This is a genomic window from Pseudomonas sp. EpS/L25 (assembly GCF_001512295.1).
Taxonomy (GTDB): Bacteria; Pseudomonadota; Gammaproteobacteria; order Pseudomonadales; family Pseudomonadaceae; genus Chryseomonas.
Genome location: NZ_LNUP01000002.1, coordinates 1016896 through 1028993, shown reverse-complemented (window position 1 = coordinate 1028993; position 12098 = coordinate 1016896). Strand labels below are relative to the sequence as shown.

Annotated in this window: 14 protein-coding genes; 1 reads left to right on the top strand and 13 read right to left on the bottom strand. The window is 64.3% G+C overall.

Annotated features, from left to right (window positions below; genetic code table 11):
* Window positions 1-12 precede the first annotated feature (12 nt).
* From AR540_RS05820 to flhA, 6 genes are all read right to left on the bottom strand, one after another.
* Window positions 13-801: a protein phosphatase CheZ gene (locus AR540_RS05820; RefSeq protein WP_059226872.1), complete on the bottom strand. Its 789-nt coding sequence runs from the start codon at window positions 799-801 to the stop codon at window positions 13-15.
* Window positions 802-820: 19 nt separating this feature from the next.
* Window positions 821-1195 (bottom strand): chemotaxis response regulator CheY, encoded by a 375-nt coding sequence (locus AR540_RS05815; protein ID WP_177339191.1) that lies wholly within the window; start codon window positions 1193-1195, stop codon window positions 821-823.
* Window positions 1196-1282: 87 nt separating this feature from the next.
* Window positions 1283-2023: an RNA polymerase sigma factor FliA gene (fliA, locus tag AR540_RS05810; protein ID WP_153014171.1), complete on the bottom strand. Its 741-nt coding sequence runs from the start codon at window positions 2021-2023 to the stop codon at window positions 1283-1285.
* Window positions 2020-2850 carry a flagellar synthesis regulator FleN gene (gene fleN / locus AR540_RS05805; RefSeq protein ID WP_059226869.1) on the bottom strand — a complete coding sequence of 277 codons (831 nt, stop codon included), beginning with the start codon at window positions 2848-2850 and terminating at the stop codon, window positions 2020-2022. Before fleN ends, fliA begins: the two co-directional genes overlap by 4 nt.
* 92 nt (window positions 2851-2942) lie before the next feature.
* Complete coding sequence (flhF, locus tag AR540_RS05800) at window positions 2943-4271, bottom strand: flagellar biosynthesis protein FlhF (protein ID WP_059226868.1); 1329 nt, start codon at window positions 4269-4271, stop codon at window positions 2943-2945.
* A 10-nt stretch (window positions 4272-4281) separates the two neighbouring features.
* Window positions 4282-6408 carry a flagellar biosynthesis protein FlhA gene (gene flhA, locus AR540_RS05795; protein WP_059226867.1) on the bottom strand — a complete coding sequence of 709 codons (2127 nt, stop codon included), beginning with the start codon at window positions 6406-6408 and terminating at the stop codon, window positions 4282-4284.
* 224 nt (window positions 6409-6632) lie between these two features.
* Here flhA and sodC point away from each other — a divergent pair, with 224 nt between their 5' ends.
* Window positions 6633-7163: a superoxide dismutase family protein gene (gene sodC, locus AR540_RS05790; RefSeq protein WP_059226866.1), complete on the top strand. Its 531-nt coding sequence runs from the start codon at window positions 6633-6635 to the stop codon at window positions 7161-7163.
* Here the strand turns inward: sodC and flhB are convergent.
* Genes flhB through fliM form a run of 7 tightly spaced genes read right to left on the bottom strand, consistent with a single transcriptional unit; the run spans window position 7156 to window position 12097 of the window.
* Window positions 7156-8304 carry a flagellar biosynthesis protein FlhB gene (gene flhB / locus AR540_RS05785; RefSeq protein WP_059226865.1) on the bottom strand — a complete coding sequence of 383 codons (1149 nt, stop codon included), beginning with the start codon at window positions 8302-8304 and terminating at the stop codon, window positions 7156-7158. The genes sodC and flhB overlap by 8 nt on opposite strands.
* A gap of 12 nt (window positions 8305-8316) precedes the next feature.
* Complete coding sequence (gene fliR / locus AR540_RS05780) at window positions 8317-9093, bottom strand: flagellar biosynthetic protein FliR (RefSeq protein WP_059226864.1); 777 nt, start codon at window positions 9091-9093, stop codon at window positions 8317-8319.
* Between the two features lie 3 nt (window positions 9094-9096).
* Complete coding sequence (fliQ, locus tag AR540_RS05775) at window positions 9097-9366, bottom strand: flagellar biosynthesis protein FliQ (RefSeq protein ID WP_059226863.1); 270 nt, start codon at window positions 9364-9366, stop codon at window positions 9097-9099.
* A gap of 27 nt (window positions 9367-9393) precedes the next feature.
* A complete protein-coding gene (fliP, locus tag AR540_RS05770) occupies window positions 9394-10191 on the bottom strand; it encodes a flagellar type III secretion system pore protein FliP (protein ID WP_059226862.1) in 798 nt (265 codons plus the stop codon).
* On the bottom strand, window positions 10188-10601 hold the full coding sequence (gene fliO / locus AR540_RS05765; RefSeq protein WP_059226861.1) for a flagellar biosynthetic protein FliO: 414 nt from the start codon (window positions 10599-10601) through the stop codon (window positions 10188-10190). Before fliO ends, fliP begins: the two co-directional genes overlap by 4 nt.
* 3 nt (window positions 10602-10604) lie before the next feature.
* Entirely contained in the window at window positions 10605-11069 is a 465-nt protein-coding gene (fliN, locus tag AR540_RS05760; protein ID WP_059226860.1) for a flagellar motor switch protein FliN, read from the bottom strand.
* Between the two features lie 56 nt (window positions 11070-11125).
* Complete coding sequence (gene fliM / locus AR540_RS05755) at window positions 11126-12097, bottom strand: flagellar motor switch protein FliM (RefSeq protein ID WP_059226859.1); 972 nt, start codon at window positions 12095-12097, stop codon at window positions 11126-11128.
* Window position 12098 lies beyond the last annotated feature (1 nt).

Genomic DNA, 12098 nt, shown 5'->3' with positions numbered 1-12098 from the left:
AGAGGGTCTGGGTCAGAAGCCCAGACTGGATAGAAGATCGTCGACGTCGACCTGAGCGGCCACGACGTCTTCACGCTTATCGGCATGAATCTGCGGACCTTCACCCTTCATCGTCTTTTCTTTTCGGTTTTGCTCGATCAATGCGGTGTGATCGTGGCTGAAGCCGGTGTAGCGGTCGACCTGGCTGGCCATCATCACCAGCTTGACCAGGTCTTTCTCGATCTGCCCGACGAGATTGACCACCCGCTTGATCACCTGCCCAGTGAGATCTTGGTAGTCCTGCGCGAGGAGGATGTCGTTGAGCTTGGCCGACAATTGTTCGGCACTGCTCTCGCTGTGGCTGAGGAAGGCGTCCACCCGCTTGGCGAGCTCGCGGAATTCGTCCGGGCCCATCTCACGGCGCATGAACTTCTTCCACTCGGCGTGGACCGCCCGCGCCTCGTCGCCGAAGTTGCCCACCAGCGGCGCGCTCTCCTCCACCAGATCCATGGTCCGGTTGGCGGCGTTCTCGGTCATCTTCACGACGTAGGAGAGACGATCGGTGGCATCGCTGATCTGGGAGACTTCCTCGCCGGCCATGCCGCGCGGATCGATCTCGAAGTTGACGATGGCGTTGTGCAGTTCGCGGGTCAGCTTGCCGACTTCCTGGTAAAGACCACGGTCGCGAAGCTGATTGAGTTCATTGATGAGGTGCACGGCCTGGGCGAAATCACCGCTCTCCAGGCATTTCACCAATTCTTGGGCGTGCTGTTTTAGATTCGACTCGAAGTCGCTGAAGCTGTTGGTGCCAAGCTGATCCATAACGTCCCCGCGGCTTTCTTCAGCCGTTCACCCGCTCGAAGATCTTGTCGATCTTTTCTTTCAGCACCTGGGCGGTGAAAGGCTTCACGACGTAGCCGTTCACTCCGGCCTGAGCGGCCTCGATGATCTGCTCGCGTTTGGCTTCGGCGGTTACCATCAGCACCGGCAGCGTCTTCAGGCGTGCATCGGCACGGACGTGACGCAGCAGGTCGATGCCGGTCATGCCGGGCATGTTCCAGTCGGTGACGAGAAAATCGAAGTTGCCACTCTGCAGCATCGGCAGTGCGGTGTTGCCGTCGTCTGCTTCGGCGGTATTGGTGAATCCCAGATCACGCAGCAAATTCTTGATGATCCGTCTCATCGTGGAAAAATCGTCCACGATGAGGATTTTCATGTTCTTGTCCAAGTCGACCTCCGTCCTAATCCGCACACACGCCCTAAAGCGCGCCTAAGCAATCGTAGTAGCCTGAGTACCAGCCCGTTAACGCGAACGCCACTCCGCCAGCCGAGCCCGCAGGCGCGCCGCGCATTGACTATGTAGCTGGCAGACCCGGGACTCGCTCACCCCCAGTACCTCGCCGATTTCCTTGAGGTTGAGTTCCTCGTCGTAATACAGCGAGAGCACCAGACGTTCGCGTTCCGGAAGATTGGCGATGGCGTCGGCCAGGGCCTTGCGGAAGCGCTGGTCTTCCAAGCCGCGACCGGGTTCGAGTTCATGCGAACCGCTCTCCTCGAGTCCATGCTCACCACCCTCCATGAGGTCGTCGAAGCTGAACAGGCGACTCCCCATGGTGTCGCCAAGGATGCCGTAGTACTCATCCAGACTCAATTTAAGTTCGGCCGCGACTTCGGAATCTTTAGCGTCGCGACCGGTGCGCGCTTCTACCGCACGAATGGCGTCGGTGACCATGCGCGTGTTGCGATGGACCGAACGCGGCGCCCAGTCGCCTTTGCGCACCTCGTCGAGCATGGCGCCGCGGATGCGGATGCCGGCGTAGGTCTCGAAGCTCGCCCCCTTGCCGGAGTCGTATTTGCGTGAGGCCTCCAGCAGGCCGATCATGCCGGCCTGCATCAGGTCTTCGACCTGCACGCTGGCGGGCAACCGTGCCAGGAGGTGGTAGGCGATGCGTTTCACCAACGGCGCGTAGCGGTTGATGAGTTGCTCCTGCTCGGTCCGTTCGGAAGTTTTGCTGTACATGCGAAGCCCGCTGGATGCTGTCATGCGTGGGTACCGGTGGCTGGTTGCACGAGGCGCTCGACGAAAAACTCGAGGTGTCCGCGCGGGTTGGCCGGCAGCGGCCAGCCATCGACTTTCTGTGCGACCGCGCGGAAGGCCAGCGAGGCCTTGGCACGGGGGAACGCTTCGAACACGGGGCGCTGTTTCTGTACGGCCTTGCGCACCGCTTCATCGAACGGAATGGCGCCCACGTATTGCAGGGCGACATCCAGGAACCTGTCGGTCACCTTGGTCAGCTTAGCAAAGAGATTGCGACCTTCCTGGGGCGTCAGCGCCATGTTCGCCAGCACCCGGAAACGGGTGACGCCATGGTCGCGATTGAGCAGCTTGATCAGGGCGTAGGCATCGGTGATGGAGGTGGGTTCGTCGCACACCACCACCAGGACTTCCTGGGCAGCGCGAACGAAGCTGACCACCTGGTCGCCGATGCCGGCAGCGGTATCGACGATGAGCACGTCGAGGTTCTCGCTGATGTCGCTGAAGGCCTGGATCAGACCGGCGTGCTGGGCCGGCGTGAGGTTGACCATCGCCTGGGTGCCCGAGGCCGCCGGGACGATGCGAATGCCACCGGGACCTTGCAGCAGCACGTCGCGCAGCTCGCACTCGCCGGAGATGACATCGGCCAGGGTACGCTTGGGCGACAGGCCCAGGAGAACGTCGATGTTGGCAAGGCCCAGGTCGGCGTCGAGCAGCATGACGCGCCGCCCGATATCGGCCAGGGCCAAGGCCAGGTTGACCGACACGTTGGTCTTGCCGACACCGCCTTTACCGCCCGTGACCGCTATGACTTGGACGGGATGCATGCTACCCATTGCCTGATACCTTTGATTGAAATCCGTCACACTTTAGACCAAGTGCATTTGGCGTGCCCAGGCATGCGATGCACGTATACCGTTCGTCTGCGCTAGCCGGCGCGGCGGGCGGCGTTTTGATACAGGCCGGCGAACATGCCCGCCATGGTTTCTTCGCTCGGCTCCTCGGGCGCCTGCAGGCTCACCGCACGGCTCACCAGCTGGTGGCTGCGCGCCGGATGCAGGTCGTCCGGGATACGCGGACCGTCGGCGATGTAGGCCACCGGCAGGCGCTGGCTGATGGCCAGGCCCAAGGCCTCGCCGAGGCTGGCGGCTTCGTCCAGCTTGGTCAGCACGCAGCCGCTGAGGCCGCACCGGCGATAGCTGTGGTAGGCCGCCTTGAGTACCTGGCTCTGGCTGGTGACGCCGAGTACCAGGTAGTTGCGAATCTTCAGCTGACGGTTTGCCAGCGCTTCGAGCTGCACCTTGAGCGCCGGATCGTTGGCGGGCATGCCCGCGGTATCGATCAGCACCAGGCGCTTGCGCGCCAGCGGAGCCAGCGCCTGGGCCAGGGACTGGCCCGGGTCGACCAGGGTCACCGGCACGTCGAGGATACGGCCCAGGGTCTTGATCTGCTCCTGGGCACCGATGCGGAAGCTGTCCATGCTGACCAGCGCCAGGCTTTGCGGACCGTACTTGAGCACGTAGCTGGCGGCGAGCTTGGCGAGGGAGGTGGTCTTGCCCATGCCGGCCGGACCGACGAAGGCGACGATGCCGCCCTCCTCCAGGATCTTGGCGTCGGTGGTCTTCGCCAACTGGGCGAAGTTGGCCAGCAACATGCGCCAGGCATGGCGCGGGTCCTGGATCTTGGCCACGCTGTCGAGCAGGTGGCGGGCCAGTTCGGCCGGCAGGCCCATGCGCTGCAGACGGCGCCAGAGGCCGGCCTGCTGCGGACGGGTGGACTGCACCTGGGTCCAGGCCATGGAACCGAGCTGGACTTCCAGCAGTTCACGCAGGCCGCTGAGCTCGCTGCGCATGGCATCCAGGGCGCGACGATCGTCCGGCGCGGCGCTGGCGGCCGGAGCGGCGGCTGCGGGCTGGGGCGTGCGCGGCGACGCGATCACCGGCTCGCGACGGCTGTCGGCGGCACTGATGGCACCGAGCAGCTGCTTGTCCTTGGGCGCGGTGGTGGGTACCCCCGGCGCGCGGATGCTGAGGTCGGCATGGGCCTGGGCGATCTTCGCATGGGTCTTGCGCAGCTCCGCCTGCAACTCGGCGTTGGGCGCAGCCGGTGCCGGGGCCTGGTAATCCAACGCGGCGGTCAGCTCGACCCCGCCGGCGACCCGACGATTGCTGAGGATGGCGGCGTCCGGGCCCAGCTCGTCGCGTACCAGCTTCATGGCTTGACGCATATCGGCGGCGAAGAAACGTTTGACTTGCATGATCTAGACCTCAGCCATTCTGGCCAACGGTAGCGACGATGGTGACCTGCTTGTTGTCCGGAATTTCCTGGTAGGCCAGTACACTCATGTTCGGTGCAGCCATCCGGGCGAAGCGGGACATCATCCCGCGGATCGCACCAGCAACCAGCAGCACCACTGGCTTACCCATCATTTCCTGACGCTGCGCCGCCTCGATGAGGGAACGCTGCAGTTTTTCCGCCATGCCAGGTTCGAGGAACATGCCGTCCTCAGCGCCTTGACCGGCCTTCTGCATACTACTTAGCAACATCTGTTCCAACCTTGGCTCAAGGGTGATAACAGGCAGCTCAGGCTCCATTCCTACGATGTTCTGGACGATTGCACGGGACAGCGCGACCCGCACGGCACCCGCGATGGCGGCGGGATCTTGACTCCGCGGACCGACGTTGGCGATGGCTTCGGCGATGGTGCGGATGTCACGGACCGGTACCTGCTCCTGCAGCAGTTGCTGGAGGATCTTGAGCAGGGTCGACAGGGACACGATGCCAGGTACCAGCTCCTCGGCCAGCTTGGGCGAACTCTTGGCCAGCACCTGCAGCAATTGCTGGACTTCCTCGTGGCCGATCAGCTCGTGGGCGTGCTTGAAGAGGATCTGGTTGAGGTGGGTGGCGACCACGGTGCTGGCGTCCACCACGGTATAGCCGAGGGACTGGGCCTGATCGCGCTGGGTGACGTCGATCCAGACGGCCTCCAGACCGAATGCCGGATCCTTGGCGGCCACACCATTGAGGGTGCCATAGACCTGACCGGGGTTGATGGCCAGCTCACGGTCGGGATAGATCTCGGCCTCGGCCACGCTCACACCCATCAAAGTCAGACGATAGGCGTTGGGCAGCAGATCCAGGTTGTCGCGGATGTGGACCGAGGGCATCAGGAAGCCCAGGTCCTGGGAGAGCTTCTTGCGCACGCCCTTGATCCGCGCCAGCAGCTGGCCACCCTGGTTGCGATCGACCATGGGGATCAGCCGGTAGCCGACTTCCAGACCGACCATGTCCACCGGGGTCACGTCGTCCCAACCCAGCTCCTTGGCTTCGGCGGGACGCTGCACGGGGGCCAGGTCCTGCTGCTTCTTGGCTTCGACCTCGGCGGTCTGCTTGGCCTGGCGCTGACGCTTGTGGATCAGCCAGGCGCCGGCGGCGGCAGCGCCACCCAGGCCGAGGAACGGCAGGTGCGGCATGCCCGGCACCAGACCCATGGCGATGATGATGAAGGCCGAGACTGCCAGCGCCTTGGGCGAGGCAAACATCTGACGATTGACCTGCTGCCCCATGTCCTCGGAAGAAGACACACGAGTCACCATGATGGCCGCGGCGACCGACAGCAGCAGCGACGGGACCTGGGCGACCAGGCCATCACCGATGGTCAGCAGGGCGTAGATGCGCGCCGCTTCGCCGAACGGCAGACCGTGCTGGGCCATGCCGATGGCCATGCCGCCGATGAGGTTGATGAAGAGGATCAGCAGGCCGGCGATGGCATCACCGCGAACGAACTTGCTGGCACCGTCCATGGAGCCGTAGAAGTCGGCTTCCTGGCCGACTTCGGTCCGGCGCTTCTTGGCTTCGGCCTGGTCGATGATGCCGGCGTTGAGGTCGGCGTCGATGGCCATCTGCTTGCCGGGCATGGCATCCAGGGTGAAACGGGCCGACACCTCGGAGATACGGCCGGCACCCTTGGTCACCACCACGAAGTTGATGATCATGAGGATGGCGAAGACCACCGCACCGACCACGTAGTTGCCGCCGACCACCACCTCGCCGAAGGCCTGGATGACCTTGCCCGCGGCGTCGTGGCCGTCCTGACCGTGCAGCAGCACCACGCGGCTGGAGGCCACGTTCAGCGCCAGGCGCAGCAGGGTCGAGACCAGCAGGATGGTCGGGAAGACGGCGAAATCCAGCGGCCGCAAGGCGTAGACGCTGACCAGCAGGACCACGATCGACAGGGCGATGTTGAAGGTGAACAGCACGTCCAGCAGGAACGGCGGCATCGGCAGGGTCATCATGGCGAGCATCGCCAGGACGGCCAGCGGCACGCCCAGGTTGCCACGCGCCAGACCGCGCATGTTGCCCATCATCAGGGATTTGTCGACTTTCACGCCCATTCCTCGTTTGCCGGTGCCGTCGTCACGGAAAGTTGACGCAGCGCACTGTTCGCAAGGGCTTGAGCAAGCTCCGGGCCAACTGCTCAACGCCTTGAAAAAGCGAGGTTTTCGACGCGGGCCGACAGGCCCGGTAACGGATCGCCGGGACGCTGCGGTGAACCGCACGAGAAAGGCACTGGTCTGTCTAGGGACCGCGCTAGCGCGCCTATCCGAGGAACAAGACCATGAAAACAATCTGGACCGCGACGCTGTTGGCCACCTGCCTGGCAGGCACTGCCCAGGCCGCCGAATCCCTGACCATCCCGCTGAACAAGGTCACCACCGAAGGCGTGGGTGAAAGCGTCGGCAGCGTACAGGTGACCCGCTCCAAGTACGGCCTGGTCTTCACGCCCGACCTCAAGGGCCTGGAGCCCGGCATCCATGGCTTCCACGTGCACACCAAGCCCAACTGCGGTCCGGCCGAGGTGAATGGCACCCTGACTGCGGGGGGCGCCGCGGGGGGCCACCTCGATCCGCGCAACACTGGCAAGCACAGTGCCCCTTGGTCGGACGATGGCCACCTGGGTGAGCTACCGGCGCTCTATGTGACCGCCGACGGCCAGGCCACCCAACCGGTACTGGCACCGCGCCTGAAGCGCCTGGAAGAGCTCAAGGGCCACGCCCTGATGGTCCATGCCGGTGGCGACAACTACTCCGACCAGCCCAAGCCCCTGGGCGGTGGCGGCGCGCGCGTCGCCTGCGGCGTGATCAAGTAGCCGGCTTGCCCTGCTCGTCCCGTCGCAGGTCCGACGGGATGGGCAGATCGGCCAGCTTGGGCTTGCGTCCGCGCCCGGCGCGGAACTGCCTGAGCTGGTAGACGTAGGCCAGTACCTGGGCCACGGCCACGTAGAGACCGGCCGGGATCTCTTGGTCCACCTCGGTGGAGAAGTACACCGCCCGGGCCAGGCCCGGCGACTCCAGCAGCGACACCTTGTGCTCCTGGGCGATCTCGCGGATCTTCAGGGCGGTGAAGTCGCTGCCCTTGGCCACCAGGATCGGCGCCCCGCCCTTGGCCGCGTCGTACTTGAGCGCCACGGCGAAGTGGGTCGGGTTGGTGATGACCACGTCGGCGTTGGGTACCTCCGCCATCATCCGCCGCTGGGCCATCTGTCGCTGCATCTGGCGGATCTTGCCCTTGACCTCGGGCTTGCCTTCGGCGTCCTTGTACTCGTCCTTGATCTCCTGCTTGGTCATCATCAGCTTCTTGCGGTTGCTGAAGATCTGGAAGGGCACGTCCACGGCGGCGATGATCAGCAGCCCCAGGGCCAACAACAGGGTGGCATGCCCGACCACCTGCATGCTGTGCAGCAGCGCCTGCTCCAGCGGCAGCTTGGCGATCTGCAGCAGGGCCGTGCGCTCGCTCATCAGCACCAGCACGGATACCCCGAGGATGATGCAGAACTTGCCCAGGGCCTTGAGCAATTCCACCAGGGAATTCTTGGAAAACATCCGGGCGATGCCGGACAGGGGGTTCATCCGGCTCGCCTTGGGTGCCAGCACCTTGCCGGAAAACAGGAAGCCGCCCAGGGCGATGTGGCCGACGATGGCGGCGATCACCACCAGGACGATCATCGGCACCATGCCCAGCATGGCCGCCTTGCCCGAGGCCAGCAGGAAGGTACCCATGAAGCGCTCGTCCATCACCTCTTCCCGGCGCAGGGAGAAATTGGCGCGCATCACCTCCAGCAGCTTGCCGCCGAGAAAGGCGCCATACATCAGCAGGCCGCCCACCCCCGAGAGCATGACAGCCACGGTGCCGAGTTCGCGTGAGCGCGGGAGTTGACCCTCCTCCCGGGACTCACGCTTGCGTTTGTCGGTTGGGTCTTCTGTGCGGTCTTCGCCATCGGATTCAGCCATGCGGCATACCTCCTAGCGGGCTCGGGCGAGTTCGCGCAGCCATTGCAGCGCCTCGCTGGCGAGACTTTCGTAGTGGGAGAGGATGTCGGCGGTGCCGAGCCAGACGATGACCATGCCCAGCACCACGATCAGCGGCATGCCGACGGAGAAGATATTCAACTGGGGCGCCGCGCGGGTCATGATGCCAAAGGCGATGTTGACCACCAGCAACGCGGTGATCGCCGGCAATACCAGCAGGATACCCGCACCCAGTACCCAACCCAGGCGCCCGGCCACCTGGCGGAAATGCTCGACGCTCAGGGTGTCGCCCACCGGCAGGGTGATGAAGCTTTCCGCGAGGATCTCGAAGACCACCAGGTGACCGTTCATGGCGAGGAACAGCAGGGTCACCAGCATGGTGAAGAACTGCCCCATCACTGGCGCCGAGGCACCGTTGACCGGATCGATCATGGACGCGAAGCTCAGGCCCGCCTGGGTCGAGATGATCTGCCCCGCCACCACGAAGACGTGGAAGAACAGCTGCAGGCTGAAGCCCATCACCGCCCCGATGAGGATCTGCTCGACGATCAGCGGCAAGGCCTGGACGCTGATGGCGTCCACCTGGGGCATGGGCGGCAGCGTGGGAACTAGCACCAGGCTCAGCGCCAGCGCCAGGTACATCCGCACCCGCACCGGGACCAGGGTGGTGCTGATGATCGGCATGGTCATCAGCAGCGCGGCGATGCGGAACAGCGGAAAAAGGAAGCTGCCGACCCAGCCGCCGATCTGGGCGTTGCTGAGCTCGAGCATCGCTCAGCCGATCAGCCGTGGGATGTTGGTCACCGTGACCTGGATGAACTCCATCAGTTGCCGCACCATCCAGGGCCCGAGCACGATCAGCGTCAGCAGGGTGACGATCAGGCGCGGCAGGAAGCTCAGGGTCTGTTCGTTGATCTGGGTGGCGGCCTGGAAGATGGAGACGATCAGGCCGACGATCAGACTGGGTACCACCAGTACGGTTACCAGCAGTGCGGTGAGCCAGAGACCCTGGCGAAACAGATCGACGGCGACTTCAGGGGTCATTTCGCTTCTCCACGCGAGGGAGCACCGCTAGACGGTGCCGAAACTGCTGGCCAGGGTACCCATGATCAGCGCCCAGCCATCCACCAGGACGAACAGCATCAGCTTGAACGGCAGGGAGATGATCATCGGCGAGAGCATCATCATCCCCATGGCCATCAGCACGCTGGCGATCACCAGGTCGATGACCAGGAAGGGAATGAAGATCATGAAGCCGATCTGGAAGGCGGTCTTGAGTTCGGAGGTGACGAAGGCCGGCACCAGGATCGACAGCGGCGCCTGGTCGGCGCTGGGGATGTCGGTACGCTTGGACAGCCGCATGAACAGCTCCAGGTCCGACTGCCGGGTCTGCGCCAGCATGAAGTCCTTCATCGGCACCTGCGCCCGGCCGATGGCGTCCTGGGCGCTGAGCTGCTCGTTGAGATAGGGCTGCACGGCGGTGGTATTGATACGGTCGAACACCGGCGCCATGATGAACAACGTCAGGAACAGCGCCATGCCCACCAGCACCTGGTTGGACGGCGTGGTCTGCAGCCCGAGCGCCTGGCGCAGGATGGCGAAGACGATGACGATGCGGGTGAAGCTGGTCATCAGCATGACGAACGCCGGGATGAAGCTCAGCGCCGTCATGATCAGCAGGATCTGCAGGCTGACCGAATATTCCTGCTGGCCCTGGGCGTTGGTGCTCAGGGTGATGGCGGGGACGGACAGTGGATTGCCCTGCCCCGCCTGCTGCGCCAGCGCCAGGGGCGCGAACAGCAGCACGGCGAATCCCAGCAGCCAGCCCAGGGTGCGCCCGAGACCGGCCGGTAGTCGCAGCCTGGTCATGGTTTCGCCTTGGGATCGCGGCTGATGAGTTCCAGCAGGCGCTGGGCGAATTCCGGTGCCGACGGGTCGGCCTCGCCCAGTCGTACCGGTTCGCGCAGGGTATGCAGTGGCGTGATGCGCCCGCCCGCGACCCCGATCAGGATCTGTTCCTGGCCGACCTGGACCAGCACCAGCCGCTCGCGCGGCCCCAGGTGCTGGATCGAGACCACCTTGATCGCCTGCTGGCCACGCGACCCCTGCAGTTGCACCCGGCGCACCAACCAGGCCAGGCCGAGGATCAGGCCTATCACCAGCAGCAGGCCGAGCAACAGCTGCCCGAGCTGGGCACCCACGTCCAGCCCCGGATGAGTGGCTTCGGCGGCGCTCGCGGTCAGGGGCAGGAGGCCCAGCGGCAATAGCAGACTCTTCATGGATCACCGCAGCTTCTTGATGCGTTCCGTGGGGCTGATGACGTCGGTCAGGCGGATCCCGAACTTCTCGTTCACCACCACCACTTCACCGTGGGCGATCAGGGTACCATTCACCAGCACGTCCAGCGGCTCGCCAGCCAGGCGGTCGAGTTCGATGACCGAACCCTGGTTGAGCTGCAGCAGGTTGCGGATGGAGATGTCGGTATGGCCGACCTCCATGGAAATGGTCACCGGGATGTCGAGGATCACGTCCAGGTTGGGTCCTTCCATGCCGCTCACCGTCAAACCGCCGCTGCTCTGGCCGAACTCCTCGACCGGCGCCTTGGGTGGCTTGGGCGCCTCGGGTGCCGCCGGTGAGGTGCCCTGGGCCATCAGGGCATCGATGTCGTCCTGGCTGGCATCGCCGGCTTCGGCCAGGGCCGCAGCCCATTCGTCCGCCAGGGCTTGTTCTTCGGGGTTTTCTGCCATCGTTCGTGTCTCGTGCAACGCCGGACCGCGGCCCGGACGGGAAAAACGGGTATCGTTCAGCGGCTACGGCTGACCGGTTCGAGAATCTGCAGGGCCAGGTTGCCCTTGCGCGCGCCCATCTTGACCTTGAAGGTGGGCATGCCGTTGGCTCTCATGAGCATCTCCTCGGGCATTTCCACCGGGATCACGTCACCGGGCTGCATATTGAGAATATCGCGGAGTTTGAGTTGGCGCCGGACAACCGTCGCCTCCAGCGGCACCCGTACATCCAACAGGTCCTCGCGCAGCGCCTTGACCCAGCGTTCGTCCTGGTCGTCCACGTCGGACTGGAAGCCGGCGTCGAGCATCTCGCGGATCGGCTCGATCATCGAATAGGGCATGGTCACGTGCAGTTCGCCGCCGCCGCCATCCAGCTCGATGTTGAAGGTGCTCACCACCACCACTTCGCTGGGGCTAACGATGTTGGCCAGCGCCGGGTTGACCTCCGAATTCATGTACTCGAACTGGCAGTCGAGCATGGCACCCCAGGCTTCCTTGAGATCGATGAAGCACTGGTCCAGCACCATGCGCACCACCCGCAGCTCGGTGGGGGTGAATTCGCGGCCTTCGATCTTGGCATGGCGGCCGTCACCACCGAAGAAGTTGTCCACCAGCTTGAACACCAGCCGAGCGTCGAGGATGAACAGCGCCGTACCGCGCAGCGGCTTCATCTTGACCATGTTCAGGCTGGTCGGCACGTACAGCGAATGGATGTACTCGCCGAACTTGGTGACCTGCACGCCACCCACGGACACGTCCGCGGAGCGCCGCAGCAGGTTGAACATGCTGACCCGGGTGTAGCGGGCGAAACGCTCGTTGATCATCTCCAGGGTCGGCATGCGACCGCGGACGATGCGATCCTGGCTGGTGAGGTCGTACCCCTTGATCGCGCCCGGCTCGACGTCGGTCTCGGTCTCGACGATGCCATCGTCGACCCCGTGCAGGAGGGCATCGATTTCATCCTGGGAGAGCAGATCTTGCACGGCCATG